The organism is Enterococcus sulfureus ATCC 49903, assembly GCF_000407605.1.
Lineage (GTDB): Bacteria > Bacillota > Bacilli > Lactobacillales > Enterococcaceae > Enterococcus_G > Enterococcus_G sulfureus.
This window is the reverse complement of record NZ_ASWO01000001.1, coordinates 589,198-611,172: the sequence shown is the minus strand read 5'-3', so window position 1 is coordinate 611,172 and position 21,975 is coordinate 589,198. Positions and strand designations below refer to the sequence as shown.

At 37.4% G+C, this 21,975-nt stretch carries 17 protein-coding genes and 1 pseudogene; all 18 read left to right on the top strand.

Annotation, left to right across the window (positions count from 1 at the left end; translation table 11 throughout):
• Nucleotides 1-13 precede the first annotated feature (13 nt).
• A pseudogene (locus I573_RS11440) lies at nucleotides 14-196 on the top strand (transposase); the annotation flags it as partial.
• Nucleotides 197-405: 209 nt separating this feature from the next.
• Nucleotides 406-2,856 (top strand): CoA-disulfide reductase, encoded by a 2,451-nt coding sequence (locus I573_RS02760; RefSeq protein ID WP_016185054.1) that lies wholly within the window; start codon nucleotides 406-408, stop codon nucleotides 2,854-2,856.
• 149 nt (nucleotides 2,857-3,005) lie between these two features.
• Nucleotides 3,006-4,928 carry an ABC transporter ATP-binding protein/permease gene (locus tag I573_RS02755; protein WP_016185053.1) on the top strand — a complete coding sequence of 641 codons (1,923 nt, stop codon included), beginning with the start codon at nucleotides 3,006-3,008 and terminating at the stop codon, nucleotides 4,926-4,928.
• 37 nt (nucleotides 4,929-4,965) lie between these two features.
• Nucleotides 4,966-5,412 (top strand): MarR family winged helix-turn-helix transcriptional regulator, encoded by a 447-nt coding sequence (locus I573_RS02750; RefSeq protein ID WP_016185052.1) that lies wholly within the window; start codon nucleotides 4,966-4,968, stop codon nucleotides 5,410-5,412.
• Between the two features lie 147 nt (nucleotides 5,413-5,559).
• Entirely contained in the window at nucleotides 5,560-6,366 is an 807-nt protein-coding gene (locus I573_RS02745; protein ID WP_016185051.1) for a hypothetical protein, read from the top strand.
• A gap of 94 nt (nucleotides 6,367-6,460) precedes the next feature.
• On the top strand, nucleotides 6,461-7,054 hold the full coding sequence (locus I573_RS02740) for a DUF805 domain-containing protein (RefSeq protein WP_016185050.1): 594 nt from the start codon (nucleotides 6,461-6,463) through the stop codon (nucleotides 7,052-7,054).
• Nucleotides 7,055-7,207: 153 nt separating this feature from the next.
• Nucleotides 7,208-7,684 carry a hypothetical protein gene (locus I573_RS02735; RefSeq protein WP_016185049.1) on the top strand — a complete coding sequence of 159 codons (477 nt, stop codon included), beginning with the start codon at nucleotides 7,208-7,210 and terminating at the stop codon, nucleotides 7,682-7,684.
• A 329-nt stretch (nucleotides 7,685-8,013) separates the two neighbouring features.
• On the top strand, nucleotides 8,014-10,683 hold the full coding sequence (locus tag I573_RS02730) for an HAD-IC family P-type ATPase (RefSeq protein ID WP_211213392.1): 2,670 nt from the start codon (nucleotides 8,014-8,016) through the stop codon (nucleotides 10,681-10,683).
• A 107-nt stretch (nucleotides 10,684-10,790) separates the two neighbouring features.
• On the top strand, nucleotides 10,791-11,642 hold the full coding sequence (locus I573_RS02725) for an LEM-3-like GIY-YIG domain-containing protein (RefSeq protein ID WP_016185047.1): 852 nt from the start codon (nucleotides 10,791-10,793) through the stop codon (nucleotides 11,640-11,642).
• Nucleotides 11,643-11,666: 24 nt separating this feature from the next.
• Nucleotides 11,667-12,578 carry an alpha/beta fold hydrolase gene (locus I573_RS02720; protein ID WP_016185046.1) on the top strand — a complete coding sequence of 304 codons (912 nt, stop codon included), beginning with the start codon at nucleotides 11,667-11,669 and terminating at the stop codon, nucleotides 12,576-12,578.
• Between the two features lie 118 nt (nucleotides 12,579-12,696).
• Nucleotides 12,697-13,287, top strand: a complete 591-nt coding sequence (locus tag I573_RS02715; protein WP_425387038.1) for a nitroreductase family protein — start codon at nucleotides 12,697-12,699, stop codon at nucleotides 13,285-13,287.
• Between the two features lie 373 nt (nucleotides 13,288-13,660).
• Nucleotides 13,661-15,040 (top strand): glutamate decarboxylase, encoded by a 1,380-nt coding sequence (gene gad, locus I573_RS02710; protein WP_016185044.1) that lies wholly within the window; start codon nucleotides 13,661-13,663, stop codon nucleotides 15,038-15,040.
• Between the two features lie 15 nt (nucleotides 15,041-15,055).
• Nucleotides 15,056-16,048 (top strand): choloylglycine hydrolase family protein, encoded by a 993-nt coding sequence (locus I573_RS02705; RefSeq protein ID WP_016185043.1) that lies wholly within the window; start codon nucleotides 15,056-15,058, stop codon nucleotides 16,046-16,048.
• Nucleotides 16,049-16,176: 128 nt separating this feature from the next.
• On the top strand, nucleotides 16,177-17,616 hold the full coding sequence (locus tag I573_RS02700; protein WP_016185042.1) for an amino acid permease: 1,440 nt from the start codon (nucleotides 16,177-16,179) through the stop codon (nucleotides 17,614-17,616).
• Nucleotides 17,603-20,101, top strand: a complete 2,499-nt coding sequence (locus I573_RS02695; protein WP_016185041.1) for a YhgE/Pip domain-containing protein — start codon at nucleotides 17,603-17,605, stop codon at nucleotides 20,099-20,101. The genes I573_RS02700 and I573_RS02695 overlap by 14 nt, the downstream gene beginning before the upstream one ends.
• Nucleotides 20,098-20,658: a DUF308 domain-containing protein gene (locus tag I573_RS02690; RefSeq protein ID WP_016185040.1), complete on the top strand. Its 561-nt coding sequence runs from the start codon at nucleotides 20,098-20,100 to the stop codon at nucleotides 20,656-20,658. The genes I573_RS02695 and I573_RS02690 overlap by 4 nt, the downstream gene beginning before the upstream one ends.
• Before the next feature lie 125 nt (nucleotides 20,659-20,783).
• Nucleotides 20,784-21,281 carry a hypothetical protein gene (locus tag I573_RS02685; RefSeq protein WP_016185039.1) on the top strand — a complete coding sequence of 166 codons (498 nt, stop codon included), beginning with the start codon at nucleotides 20,784-20,786 and terminating at the stop codon, nucleotides 21,279-21,281.
• Nucleotides 21,282-21,293: 12 nt separating this feature from the next.
• A complete protein-coding gene (locus I573_RS02680) occupies nucleotides 21,294-21,947 on the top strand; it encodes a hypothetical protein (protein WP_016185038.1) in 654 nt (217 codons plus the stop codon).
• The last annotated feature ends 28 nt before the right edge of the window (nucleotides 21,948-21,975 follow it).

Here is a 21,975-nt window from a genome sequence, read left to right as displayed (position 1 = left end):
TCTTTTCGATGCGATTTTTACTAAACTACATAAAAAAGAAACATCGACAGCCATCGATGTTTCCCAAAAGAGTGATCTAGATGAATTATTTCGGGATTATTTAGAACGAGCGATTGATTCACTCCTACAAGCAGAACTGACTGCTTTTTTAGACTATGAAACATATGATCGAAACAAATTCAACTCAGGACATTCTCTTATAGTAAAAAAAGGTTCTACAAAAATTCAAAATGAATTTTTGTAGAACCTTTTTAAGTAGTAGTTAGAAACTTATGTAACCGCCCTTTTTTTAGATTTTAGTTTTAAAAGATATGAAAAATAATTTAAACAAGCGTAATAGTTTATTGACTAAAAATACCCTTTAAGGTATATTGAGAGAAACTTTTATCTTAAAGGAGAAGAAATATGCCCAAAAAAATCTTGATCGTAGGTGGTGTCGCAGGTGGTGCAACTGCAGCTACACGTTTACGTCGTTTGAATGAACAAGATGAAATTATTTTATTTGAAAAAGGCGAGTATATCTCGTTTGCTAACTGTGGATTGCCGTATCATGTAGGAAATGTGATCAAAGAACGTGATGATCTATTGTTACAAACAGTTGAAGGAATGCAAAGTCAATATGGTTTAGATATCCGGATTTCTTCAGAAGTTATTTCGATCGATCCTGAAAAAAAAGCAATCACTGTGTTGAATCATCAGACACAAGAAACGTATCAAGAATCCTATGATAAATTGATTTTATCTCCTGGAGCAAAAGCCATCAAACCTCCGATCACTGGGTTGAATGAAGCCAAAAATGTCTTTACCTTACGGAATATTCCTGATATGGATCAAATCAAAGCGTATATAAAACAGCATCATGTGCAAGTCGCTACGGTAATTGGTGGTGGATTTATCGGCTTAGAGATGGTCGAAAACTTGCATGAACTGGGACTAGATGTGCAATTGGTCGAGATGTCTCCGCAGGTAATGCCGACTTTAGATCAAGAAATGGCCCAACAACTACATGCTCAATTAAACCTCCATGGGGTATCCTTATATTTAAATGATGGTGTCACTTCTTTTCAAGATGCAGGAAATGAAATCATATTAGCTAGTAGAACTACTCTCCAGTCCGATTTAACGATTCTCTCGATTGGTGTCCTCCCTGAAACGACATTAGCCCAAACCTGTGATTTAGAATTAGGAGTAAAAGGCGCTATCAAAGTCAACGAGAATTTTGAAACCAGTCAACAAGATATTTATGCGATTGGGGATGCGATCGAAGTCAAAGATGCCATCGATCAAAGTCCAACGCATATTCCACTTGCTTGGCCTGCGAATCGACAAGGTCGTTTAGTTGCTGATGTGATCAATGGTCTTGCAATCGAATATCGTGGAACACAAGGAACTTCGGCAGCCAAAGTCTTTGAATTGACTGCCGCTTCGACCGGAAATAGTGAACGGATCTTAAAGAATAAAAAAATAGCGTACCAAGCGATCCATATCCATCCGAATTCACATGCTGGATATTATCCAGGAGCTAGTCCGATGCATATGAAATTATTAGTCGCAACCGATGGGACGATTTTAGGTGCTCAAGCTGTTGGGACAGATGGTGTGGATAAACGGATCGATGTGATTGCAACGGCGATGCGTTTTGGCGCGAAAGCCGACGAGTTAGCAAGCATTGAAGTCGCCTATGCATCACCTTATTCAAGTGCTAAAGACCCGGTGAATATGTTTGGCTATATCGCAGATAATTTGATGCACGAAACAGTCGAGACGTTCCAATGGCATGAAGTCGATGCATTAAAAGCACGTGGCGCTTACTTTTTAGATGTACGAGAAGAATTTGAATTGGCAACTGGAAAAATCGATGGAAGTGTAATGATTCCGTTAAATCAATTACGCGATCGCCTATCCGAGATTCCAAAAGATCAAACGATCTATGTTCTTTGCCAAGTCGGATTACGTGGGTATAACGCCGCACGAGTTTTATCACAAGCAGGCTATCACGTGAAGAATCTAGATGGAGGCTACAAAACATATAAATTAGCCAGCTATACTATCAAAAATAAACCTTTTAAAACAAAGCAGAATAAGCTAAATACTACGAGTGTAAGTTTGTCAGAACCATCAGTTGCAACGATCGAAGTCGATGCGTGTGGCTTGCAATGTCCAGGACCGATCTTAAAAGTAAAAGAACAGATGGATCACATGTCTCCAGGGCAAAAAATGATCGTTTCGGCTAGTGATTTTGGCTTTAGTGCAGATATCGAAGCTTGGGCGAAAACGACAGGAAATACTGTTGTGACTAATGAGATAAAAGGTAAAAAAGTCGTTGCCTCACTTGTAAAAGGACAACACTTACCTGAAGGTGTTCAAGCCAAAGAAGCTGTTTTACAAGAAACCGCAAATGGCGCGACGATGGTCGTTTTTAGTGGTGATATGGATAAAGCTTTAGCGTCGATGATCATCGCTACAGGTGCTGCGGCAATGGGAAAACCAGTGACGATCTTCTTTACTTTTTGGGGCTTGAGTATCTTGAAAAAACAAAGCGTGAAAAAACAGGGGATGGCCAAATTATTTGACTTGATGTTACCCAATGGCGCAAAACAGCTGCCGATTTCAAAAATGAATATGGGTGGTTTAGGTTCAAAAATGATCCAATCCGTCATGAAACAAAAAAATGTCGATCCATTACCTGAGATGTTAGAAAAAGCCCAACAATTAGGCGTAAAATTTATTGCCTGTACGATGAGCATGGATATTATGGGAATCGAACGTGAAGAGTTATTTGACTTTGTCGAATATGGTGGTGTTGCAACATATCTAGGAGATAGCGAGCAAGCAAATCTCAATTTATTTATTTAAAGCAAAAAGTGTTTTTCTATTAAAATAGAAAAGCACTTTTTTGTTATATCGAATAGAAAAATAATAGTTCTATATAAAACTATATTGACAACGGACTTTCTTTGAATATAATTAGTTCTATATAAAACTAATTTAAAAGGAGAATAGAGATGTCGATTATTGAGATCAAAAATTTAAGTAAAAGCTATACTTTAGATAAGCAACAGAAACAGACGATTTTTGAGCACTTGAACTTGACGATCACCACTTCAGGTATGATCGCGATCGTTGGAGAAAGTGGCAGTGGGAAAAGTACTTTGATGAATATGTTAGGAGGGATGGATACTAACTATGATGGCGAGATCTTGATCGAAAACCAAAATATTCGTGACCTTGATCTAGATGAATACCGTAAAAATCGTTTAGGATTTGTATTCCAGTCATTTAATTTGATCCCGAACTTAACGGTATTGGAAAATGTCGAGTTGGCTTTAGATCTGAGTGGAACCAATAAAGAAGAAAAACGTCAGCGTGCACTATCGTTACTAGAAAAAGTAAAATTAGGTGATCATGTCTCAAAAAAAATCAGTCAATTATCCGGTGGGCAAAAGCAACGAGTAGCGATTGCCCGCAGTTTAGCGAATGATCCAGATATTATTTTAGCTGACGAACCTACAGGCGCATTAGATAAACAGACTTCAGCTGAAATTATGGAACTGTTAAAAACGATTGCTGCCGAAGGGAAATTGGTCATATTGATTACCCATTCTGATCGGGTAGCCAAGGCGTGTGATCGAATTATCCGGATCGATGATGGGCGGATCATAGAGGATCGTTCTACACACGAGATACAGACTAAATTTATCAAAAAAGAGAAGCGATCTAGTCAGTTTTCGTTGATTGCAGCATGGCGTTTTGCGTTTAAAAATCTGTTACGCAATAAGAAACGAAATCTATTGGTCGCTTTAGGCGGATCGATCGGGATATTTAGTGTCATTATCGTGCTTGGATTAAGTAGTGGGATCAAAGGATACTTGTATAACGAGTTGGTGGGGAACACAGATACACTGAATATTTCAGCGACAAAAGGTGTGTCATTTGGTCCTGGTGCCGAGAATGTCAATCAAGCTCAATTTCAATTTACCTCATCTGAAATCAAACAGTTAAGTTCGATAGCAGGAGTTGAAACATATACTACGAATTCGACGCTGCAAGGAAATTCTCTACTTAAATTAGGAGATAAACAGGTTCCGTTGATGATGGTGACTTCTGATTTGAGTCAGGCAAAAACGCTTGTTGCTGGGAAAATGCCTCAAGATGGAGAATTGTTGATTACAGAAAAAACAGCTTCTTCACTTGTTGGAGAGAATCAAAAAAGCGAAAATTTGATTGGTAAGAAAGTTTCGTTGTCGCTAGCTGTAGGAGATCAAGTCTTTAAACAGGATTTGCGGATCAGTGGGATCGCCAAGCCAAATTCAACGATTCTAAATAGTATCGCCATTGGATTAGTTAGCGACGCGGAGTTAAGTAAGATTTTTAGTAAAAATGGGGTCGACTACCATCCAACTGCTGTAGTATTACGAGCTAAAGATGAACAAGTAGCACCTCAAATTGCTGATGAAATCAAAAAAATGGGGTATAAGGGTTCAGCAATGGAAGGTGCAATCGATCAAATCAATCAATACTTGTCTTTAGCGACTGCGATTTTGGTAGGTTTAGCTAGTATTTCACTTTTAGTTTCTTCGATCATGATTTTAGTCGTGATGTATATCAGTGTCGTGGAACGAACGAAAGAAATCGGTGTTTTACGTGCGATCGGTGCACGTAAAAAAGATATTCGCCGAATGTTTATTAGTGAAGCTGCCGGTGTGGGTTTATTTAGTGGCTTGATCGGTAGTATTGTGGCGAGTGTGTTAGGATTGTTCGTCAACATGGCTTCTCAACAAATGGTACAAGTAAATTTGATCGATATTTCGATACTTTATATTCTTGTTGGCCTAGGTGTATCGATTGTCGTGAGCATACTTGCCGGATATTTTCCAGCAGCAAAAGCGGCGAAACTTGATCCGATCGAAGCACTTCATTTTGACTAGAGATATGATATAGTTAGGGTGTAAAAGGAGTGAGGAGATGTACGAAAAAGCTGCTGAGTTAAGTCGTTTGATTATGATGATCACAAGTAAACAAAAAAAAGTGATCAATCATTTGATCCGTGATATGGGATACGATTTCGAATTTGCTCATTTTAAATTATTATTGACGATTTCACATTATCCAGGTGAAGTATATGCTAAAAATCTAGCCGAATTTGAAGATAAATCGAAATCAACGATCAACGTACTACTTAAGAAAATGGAAAAATTAGAATTGATCGAAATGGTCCCCAAACTAGAAGATAAAAGACATAAAATTATCAAAATCACTGCTCAAGGTAGCGAAATCTATCAGTTGTTAGCAACGAAGATCGAACAAGAAATTTTTCCGATCATCGTGCAAGATATCTCGTTAGCTGAACAAGAAGAGACACAACAAACTTTACTTAAAATGATGGCCAACCTAGATCAATTATTGAAATGAACCACTTAAAAAATAGCTAAAGCTTCTTTTTCTTTTGAACATTTAGTTTGAAAATACCGGTCCTTTTGAATAAGGAGTGGTATTTTTTTTTATGTTAGAATAAAGGTATTAAGTACGATCAACTACTAAAAAACGGAGTGGATGAATATGAAACGCAATCGAGCACTTATATTTTCTTGTCTATTAACTACTTCTCTACTGGCTGGATGTCAAAAAAATGAAGAGTCAACAATTGGTTCTACTAATACGAAAGAAACAAGTCAAACGACTGTTTCAACAACCTCGACTTCAACAAGTCGAACAATATCTTCGACAACCAAAGCTACAAGTTCGTCAACACAATCATCTACAGTTAATCAAGCGACAGAAGAAACGGTCAGTCCATCAAGTGAAGCGAGCGCAAAACGTCAATATACCAACGACGAAAAGCAAGCGATCGCTACAGCTTTTAGCGATTGGGCAGAAAATCGCGCAGCCATTGGAGGCATGGCATTAAATGATGCCTATTTTGATCACGGAGCAAGTGGTTTAGGCGATTGGTACGCCGTTGTAGACAATGGTCAACGTCTATTAGTCCAACGTCAGGATCCTAATATCAATGTGAGCCCAGATGCGTATATTGGAGAAGCGTTGGGTGGTGTTGTGTTTTATACTTCTAAAAATGGAGCAGTAGGGTATTCCAATGAGCTCAATGATCCTAAAAATCAACCAAGTTTTGCTGCAGGATTTTCTCAAGTTGCGAATCTTGATAAACCAATTGTAAAGTATTTATTAGGTAGCAACGGTGTCGTGTACGAATTTCAAAGTAGCGGCTCGTTTTCAGATGGGTTTTACGAAACGAGCGATCAAGGTGACTTTAATTACTGGCCAACAACACAAGTTCCATTCAAAATTTCAGAAGATGCTGCAGCGCAAGAAACACTGCAAACGATTCTAGCTCAGTATAATCAGTAAATCTGAGTACACACTCACAGTAGTCTAAGAATGGATTTTTTCAGAAAATGCGTATGTATGTTACACTAGTTTCAAAGCGAAAGGAGGAAGAAACATGAAAAAGATTGAGCAAAAGGGCAAAGTTTCATTCGGTCAAGCAGTAAAAGATTTTTGTAAAGGGTATTTTGATTTTTCAGGAACAACCACACGTGCGGGGTACTGGTGGGTAATTTTAGCAATTGCAATTGTTTATTTGATTTTAGGGATTTTGACTTCATTTACAATGAGTCCAGGATACTACGGTGAACCAACACCAAATCTATTTATGGTTTTACTAGTGATTTTATTTTCGCTTGCATTAATCGTACCTGCTTTGGCGTTAAGTGTACGAAGATTTCGTGATACAGGACTAAAAAGTAAGACGATTTTAGTCGTGTATATTTTATATTACGCTTTATACGGCACGCTTATGGTCACAGTGTATGCTAGTGTATTGAATTCAATTTCTTCAATGTTTTCAGCCTATTACAGCATGATGGGGGATTCAGCATCACCGATGAACACTACGCTAAACTTGTCTCCAACATTTACTTTTTTATATGGAGTCGTTGCACTGTTTATGGCGTTATGTTTAGTGCTTCCAACTGGAATGTTTGCAACAAAAAGCAATCATCCTGTATTAACATCAATTTTTGCTAAAAAAATGTAAAGTAAATTGATGCGATAAAAAAGAGTGCTTTTCACGAAGCGCTCCTTTTTTTGTAAAAAAATAAGTAAATTAATTCATTTTGCTTCAAAAAAACATTGATTATTGTTACACTTGACTTCTGTGCATAAATTTTAAGTTGAAAGAAGGTCTCACGTGTTTAAAAATTTTATAAAAAACAATAATCTTGAAGGCAATATTACGATGGCTTTGATGGTCTTTATCTTGATGAATTACAATATGATCTGGAATTACGGCCTAGCCAATTATCCGGCAAAAAAAGTATTGATCATCTATCCATTTAGTTTTATTTTAGTCTTTTTGGTAAAAAATATTGTTTCGTTTCCAATGACAAGGTACATACATAGAAGTAAATTGATCAAAAATAAAGATCGTGTTCATATCACATTTCCGTTATGGATCATTATTATCAATTCACTGATTTGTTTAGGGTTATCTACTTATTTAACACATAATTATCCAGTAGGACATTTTTATTCGTCTTACGCATTCTACTGGATTCGTACGATCATTGTGGCTTTACCATTATTTTTTTATCTAGTTCGTCCACAAGTTCGGTTTCATTTATCCAATGTGAAAAAGTTTTTTAGCGTTTCGCAATCACCATCATAATCAGTATTCACTACTCGATCACGTTAGTACGTGGTCGAGTGTTTTATTTTTAAGGTTTAGTTAAACCGCTTACTAAAAAAATTGCCTTTTAGGGAACTCTTTGCTAAGATTGATGGTACAACATATTTTATCAGGGGGTGGTTTTATCATGACAAGTGACTCGGAAGACAGTGAGCAGAAGACAAATAGGCTCTACTTTTTAATTGAATAGCGATGATGAGAAAAGCGCATATTGGAAAGGAAAGGATACCTTTTTGATAGGGCTTATTTTTGCATATCTAAAAGTCAAGCTATGAAATAAAAAGGAGTAAAGATCAATAGTGGAGAAAATGAAACCAGATTATCAATTGCCAATAGAAGAAGTACAGGCAAAGTATCAAATCAAAGAATTAGAAGAAGGACTAAATGAAAAACAAGTTTTAAACAATCGGGAAGAATATGGACGTAATAGGTTACAATCGCAGACAACACCAAAGTGGAAATTATTGGCGCGACAATTTAATAATATGATCATCTATATTTTATTGTTCGCTGCCTTTTTAACCTTATTGATGGGGCATAGATCCGATGCGATCATTATTTTTTTAGTCGTGATCATCAATGCGTTGATCGGCTATTATCAAGAGGCGAGTGCATCGAATGCTCTAGAAAAAATCAAACAATTACTATCGTCTGAAGCGACGGTTTATCGTGAGGGAATGCGGATCGATATTCCGACAGAGGAACTTGTTGTAGGTGATGTCGTCTTTTTAGAAGCAGGTGATAATGTTCCTGCTGACTTGCGTATTATAGAAGCTGATAATTTAAGAATCCAAGAGTCGTCTCTGACAGGAGAAGCCGACTCAGTAGAAAAAGAAATCGAGACGATCAAAGCCAGTCAAACACCCTTAGCAGAACGCAACAATATGGCGTATGCTTCGACATCTGTTACTTCAGGTAGTGGGATCGGAATCGTCAGTGCAGTTGGTACGCAAACCGAGATTGGGAAAATTTCAACAGAAGTTAGTCAAACGCAGACGCGAAAAACACCGTTAATGAAAGAAATTGATGGCTTAGGTAAAGGCATTACGTATGTCATTATGGCGGTAGCAGTCTTGTTGTTTATTTTGAGTATATTTTTAAAAACATATTCATTGTCTGTCCTATCATTAGCTGTCGTCACGATGATCGTAGGATCGATTCCAGAAGGGTTGCCTGCCACAACATCAGTCGTTTTAGCGATGGGTGTAAACGATATGGCCAAAAACAAACACACGATCGTCAAAACTCTGCCTGCTGTTGAGACACTCGGTTCAGTCGATGTCGTGGCAACGGATAAAACCGGAACACTGACTAAAAATGAAATGACGATCAAAGATCTGATTTTGCCAACGCGACATCTAGATGTTACAGGAGATGGATATGAACCAAAAGGGGAAGTACTTGATCGAAAAAAACAAGTCGTGGCCTCAGATGACCTGTTGCGTTTATTCATGGAAATTGGATTTGAAGCCAATGACACGGTCTTAGTCAAAGAAGAGAATAAGTGGACGATCAATGGAGAACCAACAGATGGCTCCTTTTTGACGCTCTATTATAAGCAACATGATTATCCAAGTGTTCCAGACTATGAAGAAATCGATATGCTACCTTTTGACTCAGATTATCGTTATATCGCAAAATTAGTTGAAAATCCGCAGCAGGAACGTTTTATCTTTATCAAAGGTTCTCCAGATAAATTATTGCCAATGGCGCAAGCAGCTGATCCAGATTTTGATTTGACGTATTGGTCAGATCATGTGACGGTATTGTCGAAAGAAGGAAAACGCGTCGTTGCAGTTGGATATATGAAAGTGCCAAACGATTTAGAAGAAATTACCCATGATATCTTTGAAGAAGGGATCACTTTAGTTGGTCTTGCTGGCATTATCGATCCGCCACAAGAAGAAGTCATTCAAGCACTTAAAGAGATGAAACATGCGGGTGTCGAAGTTAAAATGATTACTGGTGACCATCCATTGACTGCTAAAGCGATCGGGGAACAACTTGGTTTAGCAGATAAGATCCATGTCACAACAGGTGCGCAATTAGATGAGATGAATGAAGCAGAATTTCGTCAAGCGGTATTAGACAATCAAGTATTTGCCAGAACGACACCGCAAAATAAAACGGATATCGTGAAAGCCTTGCAAGAAAATGGAAAAGTAACGGCGATGACAGGAGACGGGGTCAATGATGCTCCGGCTTTAAAACGTGCCGATATCGGGATCGCGATGGGGATCAAAGGGACTGATGTAGCTAAAGATTCAGCGGATATGATTTTGACTGATGATAACTTTGGCACAATCTCAGTTGCCATCAAAGAAGGACGTCGTATCTATGACAATATCAAGAAAAGTATTCTGTTCTTGTTGCCTACATCATTTGCAGAAGGCTTGATCATCGCGTTTACGATCCTATTGCAACGTGACATGCCGCTGCAGCCAACACAATTATTATGGATCAATATGGTGTCTGCGATCACGATCCAATTTGCGTTTATTTTTGAACCTGCAGAAAAAAACTTGATGAATCGTTCCCCTCGAAAAACAGGAAGTCATCTATTAAATGGTCATGATATTTGGCAAATGGCTTATGTCTCTATCATTATGGCCTTGATCAGTTTAGGTTCGTATGAATGGCTACTTGATCAAGGGGTTAGCCAAGCAGTCGCGAGTACGATGATGATCAATATCGTCGTCTTAAGTAAGATCTTTTACTTGTTTAATATTCGAACGACGGCTCCTGCTTTTTCAAAAAGCTTTTTTACCAATCCAAAAGCCTTTTGGATCATCGGGATCATGATCATTTTACAGTTGATCTTGACGTATGTACCTTTCATGCAAACGATTTTTTATACTGAAGATCTTTCAGTATTGGGCTGGATGATTTCGATTGTTTCAGGGATTGTGATTTTACTGATTACGGAATTTGATAAATACATTCGATTAAAAAGAAAAACAACGATACCAAAAAAATAAATGTAACATAATAGTATATGTAAAAAAACGATCAGTGAAAAGCTGATCGTTTTTTGTGATTTAGGTATACTATAGGTATAAGGATAAATCAGAAAGGAGTTCCAAGTATGATCGAGCAATTTTCGCATTCTACACGGGCTATGCTGGCGGAAGTAAAGGGGCAAGAGTACTATGTCTATTTACTTGTGGATCCACGAACCAATCAGCCTTTTTATATTGGCAAAGGAAAAGGCAATCGCGTTTTTGCGCATAAACAAGCGGCACTAACGCGCTTAAAAGAAATGGATGCACTAGATGATGAAGAAACAAAACAAACGTTAAAAATCCAGACGATCAACGAGATATTAGCTGCTGATCTTACGGTCTCATCGTATATCGTGAGTTATGGACTAACGCAAGCACAAGCTTTTGCTAGTGAGAATGCGTTGATCAATTATATTAAATTGGTTCAAGGAATCGAATTGACGAATATAGTCAATGGTCACGGAACACGTGCGATGCTTGTAGAGGAGTTAGAAGAACAATTTGGGTATCAGCCGTTAGATCTTAAAGAAATCGCAACGGATGAATTGATTTTAGCTGTCAAAGTCAAAGATGCTTTTCAACTGAGTAAAGATGAGTCGAAAGAATATTCTATTTATGCCGGATCACGAGACGATATGAACTTGAAATCAAGAACATTAGGAAATTGGGTGATTGGAAAAGATAAAATCGACAAGATTCGCTATATTTTGGCGATCAATACTGGAGCAGATAATGCAGTCGTTGCAGCTTATGAAGTATCTAAAGAGTACAGTGAGTCAGAAAAACAAAGCAATGGTTTAACGCGCTATGCGTTTCAAGCGTTATCGTCTAGAGAGGAAACCTTAAAGAAATTAGCTGTTTATAAACGTTCGTTGCCACAATTAACCTTTGGAAGTGGTTCAAGTGTTTGCTACATTAATAAAAATAAAAGATAAATAAGGATCAAAAGGAGGAGAACTATGGAACATTTAACCTTTACATCTGCAGATGGCCAAACGCCGTTACACGTATGTTTTTGGACGACAAAAACAAAACCAATCGGTGTGGTGCAACTGATTCACGGTATGACAGAATACATCGAGCGTTATCATGAATTTGCGAAACGGCTGACGGATTCAGGCTTTGTTGTCATCGGACACGATCATCTAGGTCATGGAGAATCGGTAGATCCTAACGAACCGATATATGGGTATTTTGGCGATGACGGGGCATATCTGATGTTAGAAGATATCGATCAAGTCAAACAATGGACACAGAAAAAATATCCTGATCTACCTTATTTCATGATGGGCCATAGCATGGGATCATTTGCCCTACGCACCTACTTGCAACGCTATCCAGTACAGATTCAAGGGGCGATCATCATGGGGACTGGGACTAGACCTGCAGCATTAGCACTAGGAAAACCTTTCGTTAATCGCTTAGCTAAAACCAATCCTAAAAAGCCAGCTGAATGGATCAATAATCTAGCATTTGGCTCTTTTAGTAAACCATTTCCTGAAGCAAGTTCATTTAGTTGGTTATCGAAAAATCCTGAAAATATCACACGTTACGAAGCAGATCCTAAGCTTGGCTTTACGTTTACCTTTAATGGCTTTGCGACTCTATTTTCTCTGATTGAATCTGCTAATCAAAAAAATTGGATGGATGCTTTACCAAGGACGTTACCGATGTTGATTGTCAGTGGACAAGAAGATCCAGTCGGTGATTTTGGTAAAGGTCCTAAAAAAATCGCAGCAGAATTAACGAAAAAAGGATTCCATGATATCACGTTGAAATTATTTCCAACGCTTCGACATGAGATCTTATTAGAAGATGAAAAAGAAGTGGATGAGTATATTATTGAGTGGATTGAGAAGCGAGTGGAGTGAACTGGTGAGTAAGGAACTATCTAAAGATTGTGAAAAATGATATGATTTCTATACTAAATATACTTATAAGCTGTATATGTACTTATAGTGGAATCAAACATTAACTTAAAAAGGAGAGGTGCAGTTGAAACTAGTCAAAGATGCTATCGTTGAACGACGAACTTCCAAAAAGAGCTTAGACAATCCTGTTGAGAAAAAACGATTACTTGAATTATTAGAGCAAGCCAGTCATGCTCCGTATCATAAAGAAGAACCTTGGTATGCCAAAATTATTACGACAGATGAGGAAAAAGAATTTCTTTATTCACTCATTATTGCCTTCTATAAAGAAGAAGGGATCATCCACGATGAGGAAACAGAACAGAAGTTTACAGTGAAAGTAGATCGATTGATCAAAAAAGCCCCAGCCACAGTGTTATTTGCCTATAAACAGGTACCGACTAGTGAACGATTAAATAGTGATGCTTCTCAAGCAACAGCAGCCTTGATTCAAAACTTTTCTTTACTACTAGACGCACATGATTTAGTTGGATTCTGGGCTTCTTCACCATTTGTGCTAAATGAAACCTTTACTCAAAGATTAGGATTTCCACAAGGAAGTATCTTAGTAGCCAACTATCGTGTCGGGTATAAAGATCCTTCACTTGCTACCAGACCTAGAAAACGTCGTCCCGTAAACGAATGGGTAACCGATCTAGAAATTAATTAAATATAAGAAAAAATTCCAAGCAGCTTGATTTAAGCTAGTTGGAATTTTTTTTTTGACTACAAAAACTAACTTACTGAGTCAACTATTTTTAACTTAGGAACAATGAATATAAACTTCATTCATTGATAAGCAAATCGCACATCCTATAGGGTGTGAATAGGATATTTATTGATTCTAAAATAAGTAGCTTGGCTCTTTTTATTTGTTCTGACAGTTGAGAAAGTATTATGCAAAAACTCTAGGAAATCTATTTGTTGAACTAGCATCGATAAGATTTTGTCGTAAAATCAGACAACTTTCATCAAATTTATAGGCTTGTCAGCAGTTATGATAAATCTTGTAAATCACACAAATAAAAAAGGAGTTTTTTTACATGAATCAAGAAAACACGTACCAACCTATTTTTGGGTCAACAGAAGCCAGTGAGAACGTCATTTTGCATAAGTTACGTCAACATCCAGTCGATGCGACATTAGCCTATCGTTTAGTCAAAGATCAACTGATCGACGAAGGAAATGCTAGACAAAATATGGCGACTTTTTGCCAAACCTATATGGAACCAGAAGCTCAAAAATTGATGGCAGAAACATTTGAAAAAAATGCGATCGACAAATCGGAATATCCAAGCACAGCCGCAATCGAAGAAGCTTGTGTCAATATTATTGGGGATCTTTGGAACGTTCCAGATTCAAAAAAAATGATTGGAACCTCTACAGTGGGGTCAAGTGAAGCATGTATGCTTGGTGGCATGGCAATGAAATTCAAATGGCGCAAAGAAGCAGAAGCACGTGGAATCGATCTAAACAAACAAAAACCAAATTTGATTATTTCATCAGGTTATCAAGTATGTTGGGAAAAATTTTGTGTGTACTGGGATATTGAGATGCGAACCGTGCCAATGGATGACACACACATGAGTATCGATGTCGATAGAGTCATGGACTATGTCGATGAGTATACGATTGGAATCGTTGGGATCTTAGGGATTACTTACACTGGAAAATATGATGATATCAAAGCATTGAATGACAAAGTGGAAGCTTTTAATCAAGAAACAGGTCGTGAATTAGGTATCCATGTCGATGGTGCTAGTGGTGCAATGTTTGCGCCCTTTGTATTTCCAGACTTAGAGTGGGATTTTCGTTTAAAAAATGTCGTGTCGATCAATACATCTGGTCATAAATATGGATTAGTCTATCCTGGTGTTGGTTGGATTTTATGGCGTGACCGTCATTTCTTACCAGAAGAATTGATTTTCAATGTTAGCTATCTAGGTGGCGAAATGCCAACGATGGCGATCAACTTTTCACGTAGTGCAAGCCAAATTTTAGGGCAATACTACAATTTCTATCGTTATGGATTTGAAGGATACCGTGCGATTCATTTACGCACGCAAAAAGTAGCGATGAAGATCGCGAAGGCAATTGAAAGTTTTGGTATTTTTGAGATTTATAATGATGGTGAAAACTTACCGATCGTTTGTTACCGTTTAAAAGATAATGTAGATGTGAAGTGGAATCTTTATGATTTAGCTGATCGCTTGCAAATGAAAGGTTGGCAAGTACCTGCGTATCCGTTACCTGAAGATCTAGACAATATTGAGATTCAACGATTTGTTTGTCGCGGTGATTTTGGAATGAATATGGCAGATGCTTTGATTGAAGATATCCGTACCGCAATCGGTGAATTAGATAAAGCCAATGTGTCGATGCATGCCAATGAAGCGCCTCACAGTCAAGGATTTACCCATTAAAAGGAGTGGAGAAAAATGTGTACAAGTATTTATACAACAACTACAGATCAAAAACATATGTTAGCTAGAACGATGGATTTTTCGTATCCATTAGCATCACAACCGGTATTTATTCCCAGAAAGTATACATGGAATCTTGCTGCTGCAACGCAAACAATAGAAAATAAGTATGGCTTTATTGGAACAGGAAAAAATTTAGGAGGCGCTTATTTTGTTGCAGATGGCGTAAATGAAATGGGGCTAGCTGTAGCCGAACTTTATCTACCTGGAGAAGCTGTCTATCATGAAGATCCGTTAGCTGAACAATTAAATCTTGCTCCTCATGAATTTATTTTATGGTTACTGGGAAACTGTCGCTCAGTTGACGACGTAGCGCAGCGCTTGGCAGCCATTCGATTGATCGATATTCCTGTACCAGTTTTAGGGTTTGTGACGCCGTTACATTGGATCATTACAGATAAAACAGGAGCGTGTGTCGTAATCGAGCCAACGTCTTTAACTGAACCGTTGCAGTTCAAACAAAATCCAGTTGGTGTGATGACGAATACACCAAAATTAGAATGGCATATTGAAAACTTACGCAACTATTTAAATACACAACCCATGCAATTTGCATCGACAACCTTTGGAACATTTACAGCAGATCCTTTTTCTCAAGGGACTGGAACATCTGGCTTACCTGGAGGCTATACACCACCTGAACGTTTTGTTCGAGCAGCTTTCTTTAAAGAACATATCGAAGCCGCTAAAACTGAAACAGAAGGGGTGCATAATGCCTTTGAAATCTTGAGTACAGTCAAAATTCCAAAAGGGATCGTCCAAAAGAGCGACCAAACAGATGATTATTCTCAATATATTAGTGTTATGTGTAATGAAACGAGTACATTTTATTATCAAGATTACAATACGAATGAAATCAGCTGTGTGCAGTTACATGATCAATTATTAGCATCTGATCAAGTAGTGGAGTTTCCCATTAGTAAAACGCCTATTTTTAAAACCTTCTAACCAAAAAACGAAAGAATCTTAGATTCTTTCGTTTTTTTTTGTCGAACTATCGGACAGAAATGGAAATTTTTCGTACCGGGCTATCCTTTATGATAGCTATAGAATAAATGATAGTTGGAGGAATTAAAATGGAAAAGAAAGCAAAAACAAGTATGTCCAAATTTGCATTTTTTGCAATGACCGCGTCACTATTTATCACGGTATATGAGTATCCGACATTTGCTACTTCGGGGAAAGCACTGATTTTTTTCTTGTTATTATGTGGCCTGTGTTGGTTTTTACCGGTGTCTCTGTGTTCAGCTGAGTTGGCTACGATCGATGGGTATCAAGAAGGTGGAATCTACAGCTGGGTCGGGAAACCATTAGGAGAAAAATTCGGCTTTGCGGCTCTTTTTTTTCAGTGGTTTCAAATTACAGTAGGGTTTGTCACCATGATTTATTTTATTGTAGGTACACTGTCTTATGTCTTGGAAATACCAGCAATCAATAATGATCCTACATTTAAATTTTTAGCTGTTGTGGGAATTTTTTGGATCCTAACTTTATTGCAATTAAAAGGAACCGAAACAACCGCCCGATTGGCTAAATATGGTTTTTCGATTGGAATTGTCGTACCTGTAATTTTGATGTTTCTTTTATCTATCCACTATTTCACGGATGGACATGCGATTTCTCATGCCTTTCGTCATTCCGATTTTGTACCAAAAGGAAAAGATTTTGCAGCGTTGACTTCCTTCGTATTGGCCTATATGGGAGTAGAAGCGTCAGCTACACATATTTCCGAATTACAAAATCCTAAAAAAGATTATCCTAAATTATTATTGATTTTAGTTTTGGTTGGGATCGTGATGAGTACGATTGGTGGAAGCGTAGTGTCGATGGTATTAAATGGAAAGATCTCTTCAAATCAAGGCGTCATGGATACGGTAACACAGTTGATTTCACCAGATCATATCTCATGGCCTGTAAAAATCATTGGTTTCTTGATTTCATTTGGAATCGTAGCACAAGTAAGTTCTTGGATCGTGAGTCCAACAGAAGGCTTGCAATTTGCAGCGACAAAAGGATTATTACCAGCCGATCTAGCGAAAAAAAATCAAAATGGAGTACCGGTGAAGATTTTGATGATCCAAGCGATGATCGTAACGGCTTGGGCGGCATTACTGACTTTTGGATCAGGTGGTTCAGGAGGGAATATTGCGTTTCAAACCGCTATCTCTCTTACTGTTTTGATCTATCTTAGTGCATATATTTTATTTTTTATCGCCTATTTCACTGTGGTCAACAAACATTCTGATCTAAAACGTGATTATCAAGTCCCTGGTGGAAAACGAGTAAAACTTATCGTGGCCAGTTTAGGTTTGTTTATTTCGGTAAGTGCTGTCGGAACTGCGTTTATTGTTCCGTCTACGATGTCAAAACAAGATGGGAAATTATATTTGATGCTGCTGGGAGTCTGCTTTATCTTCACGATCGCTATTCCCTTTTTATTCTATAAATTTTATTCGATCCCTAATAAAAAAAGTTTAAAACAAGCTAAGGAGCTTACTTCTCATGAACATGATTAAAAATGAATGGAAGAATTTGTTTAAAAATAAAATCTTATTGATTTCAGTTATCGCCATTACGTTTATCCCGATCATCTACACCTCAGTTTTTGATAAATCACTATGGGATCCATTTGAAAGTACGAAAAATCTTCCTGTTGCCATCGTCAATGAAGATGAACCCGTGACAATGATGGGACAAAAGCTAAATGTCGGTGAACAAGTAGTTCAAAATTTAAAAAAGAATCACGACATCAAATGGAAATTTATGAGTCAAAAAGAGGCTGAGAATGGATTGAAAAACATGAAGTATTATTCGATCGTGACAATCCCTAAAGATTTTTCTTCTTCTGCAGCGAGCATTATCAAAGATGAGCCTAAAAAAATGGAAATCACGTATACAACAAATGATTCCTTTAATTATATTGCTGGTGAAATTTCTGAAGTTGCAGCAACTGAACTTGAAATACAAGTACGCAATCAAGTCGTTAAAGCGTATACTCAAGCACTTGATCAAGCAGCTCAAAAAATGATTGGCGCACTAGGCGAAGCGGCGTCCGGTTCTTCTCAGTTAGCATCCGGTTCTGGGCAACTTGAATCCGGGTTAGGAGAGTATACCAATGGAGTCGCACAAGCTGCTTCAGGTAGTGGTGAATTGACTGCTGGATTAACAAAACTTCAACAAGGTGTGGGTCCACTATCTAGTGGGGTGAATCAGTTAGATAATGGATCTAAAGAATTGAGTTCGGCTTTGACGAGTTTGGATCAGGCGTTGTCTCCTTTACAAAGTCATCTTACTCAAGTCGATACAGGATTAAATGAACTTTCGATAGGAGCAGGTGAATTTGCCAGTGCCTTACAAAATTTTGAAGCAACAGTCAATCCTGAAACACAAAAAAATCTCACGATACAACTTGAACATGCAAAACAACAAGTACAAGAATTGATTACAAATACAGCAGAATTGCAAAAAATTTCTGTTGATGCTGCTGGAGTCGAATCACAAACAGCAACGATTTCCAATCAATTGGGAACACTATCCACTGATATTTCAACTGTGAATCAAACAATCAACCAAAAGATTATAACGTTGATTCAACAAAATCAAGAATTATCAGAGGCATCTAAGTCTTCGTTGATTGCTGCATTGACACAAACTGTCGATACAAATTTAGCGACTATCCAAACGAACTTAGATCATAAAGTTGGCGAGATTCAACATAATTTAACCGAACTTGCAGCAGCATCCGTAGCACTTTCAAAAGGATCTGGAGAAATCAGTCAGATCACGCAAGCGATGTCTCAAAATACGCAAGTGATGTCACAAGCAATCAGTCAGACTGAGTCGGGAATCCAACAGATCCAAGATGCAACAGGCAATGTGCCAACTTCTGAAAGTGCCAAAGAGATCGTAGCTCAATTGAACCAATTGAGTGGTGTGTTAAGTAAAGCCGCTGTCGATCTGCCAAAAGGATTAGCTGGAGTCGATCAATTGGCGTCTGGTAGCATGCAATTAACGAATGGTTTAGATGAACTAAAAAGTCAGATCCCGACATTAAGTAATGGTGTGACCCAATTAGATAACGGAGCCGTACAATTGCAATCAGGCTTAACTGAATTGGATCAAAACTCACCAGCATTAATGTCTGGAATCACGAAGCTTCAAGCAGGTGCTAAAGAATTAGCGGATGGTTTAGAATCTGGGGTCAATCAGTCTAAAACCATTAAAGTGACGGATAAAAAAATCGATCATTTTGTCGATCCAACGAGTCTAAAAAATAATCAATATAGTAAAGTCAAAAATTATGGTGAAGCACTAGCACCATATATCATGTCCTTGGCACTATTTGTTGGGTGTATGTTGTTTAACTTTATTTACCCGATTCGAAAAGTAGCCATCAAAGGACAATCAAGTACGTCTTGGTGGTTAAGTAAAGTATCGATTGGATTTGGAGCATCTACGATGATGGCCTTGATCCAAGCTACGATCATGATTTTGATTGGCTTGCCAATTTACAATGTAGGACTGTTTTACTTTACTGCACTAGTTAGTGCATGGTGTTACATGGCAATCGTTATGTTTTTAGCGATGACATTTGATAATCCGGGTCGTTTTGCTGCGATGATTTTATTGGTACTACAACTAGGCGGAGCTGGGGGAACTTTTCCAATTCAAGTCCAAGGTCAGTTTTATCAGATGATCCATCCGTATTTACCGATGAGTTATTCACTTTATGCTTTTAGAAATGCTATTTCTAGTGGTATCAGTTCGACATTGGTTCTTCAAAGTTACAGTATTTTATTAGGATTAGCAGTAGTCTTTACGTTATTGCTCGGCTATTCAATGAAACTTCTACAAAAACATTATAAAGGCGATGTTTCTGCACTAAATGACAATCAAAAATTGTTAGCTGTAGAACGTACAACCAAAGCCGATCTGGATGCTCAAATCCAAAAAAATAAACAAGAAGCACGTCAAAAAACAGAAAGTAGGAAAACAACATGAGTGAAATGAAAAAATTTATTCAATCGTATCGGTTTCTCCAAGTTTTGACAGGGATTGTGTATATTTTCATGGCTATTTTAGCCATGAAATATACGGATGAAAATATCACACAATCGATTCAGTTAATGGGGCTCTTTTCATTGATCAAAGGGTTTTTTGAGATCATGAATAAGGATAAAATCTCAAAACGTACACATCATAAGCAATCTTCTGCGATTATTTTAGGTGTTGTCGATATTTTAGTCGGAGTGATTTTAGTAACGAATATTACTTTATCCTTGACGTCTTTATCGATTTTGTTTGGTATTTGGTTTGTAAGTGATGCTGTGATCTCATTTTTTATGTTGGACCTTGCTAAGCGTATTTCTACTGTGTATTATGTTGTCGCCTTGATTGTCGATTTGATTGGTGGCTTGATTGGTTTGATTTTGATTGTTGCGAGCACGACATCTATCATCAGTGTGCCCAATTTAATCAGTTATTACTTTTTATTATTTGGATTTACTAAGATAATCGGTGGTGTGATCAATAAACAAAACTTGCATTCATTAGATTGAATAATTTTGACTGATTATCCGACAAGATTTTACATGTAGCACTTGAGAAAAATAGTACACTAAGTTTAGTTGATCAACTAAGAATAAACTGTACACACTATCAAAATAAGAAAGAAGAATGTTTAATGAAAAAAGTAGGGATCGTAACGTTTAAAGAAAATGCACAAGCCTATGAAGCTTTATCGCAATTAAAACAAATTTCAAAGAGTAACACGTTAGCGATTAAACAAGCAGCATTGATCAAGAAAAGCTTTGACGGAACAAAATTTGTAGTCAAAGATCAATTAGATTATCAAAGCGAAGAACGAGTATTTACAGGTGGTTTGATTGGAATCATTGTAGGAATTTTAGGTGGTCCTTTAGGGATCTTATGCGGTTGGATCGTAGGTGATCTTGCTGGCGTAAGTACAAATTATATTCAAAATAAAAAATTAAATACGATTTTCGATCGCATTGCCGCAACAATCAAAAATGATGAGATTTCTTTACTGATCTATATGGAAGAAGAGGATGTAGAACTGTTAAATACCATGGTTGTGGATAAATTACATGGACATATAGAACGATTTGATTATGCAAAAGTAAAAGAAGATATTGACGAAGCAAAAAAACATTTACACTAGGAGGACAATAGAATGAAAAAATCAACTTTATTATTTCCAGTTGTTTTAATAGGCACAATGGCCGTTTTAGGTGGTTGTGGCGATAAAACTGAACGAAAGGCTGAAATTGTGCAAGAATCTGCGACAGAAGCAGTGACTACGAATCAATCAGGCGATACTATCGTGGCAGGAACCGAATCATTAAAAGATGAAGGGTATTTTAAAGAACTAGTCACACATGGACAAGACCCTAAAATCAAGGAGATCGTTTCATATCGTACTGATTTTAAAAATTCTGATTGGGATCACATCACTTTAGCGATTGATCATGTTAAACTTGTTAATGTAGATAAATTTTCGGATAAAGAAGGCAATACGTACAAAGAATTGATGACAGTGAACTATCAATTAAAAAATGAAGATTCTTCAGATAAACATATCAAGCCAGACAAGGCAGTGCTTGTGTTAAAAGATGGCAAAAAAGTAGATGCTGAATTTTTCTTTGATTACTGGGACGATGAAGTCTTAACGCATGATGCACATAAAGATGGTATGATTCACTTTAAAATCAAAGAAGCACATGAAATCAATGATATTTCAAAAATCGAACTTACATTCAAAGCAAAAGATGATCAAAATCATGAAACCACACATACGTATACGATCGATCAATTGACCGTTGAATAGATAGAGCAAAAAAGAGACGACTTTCAAA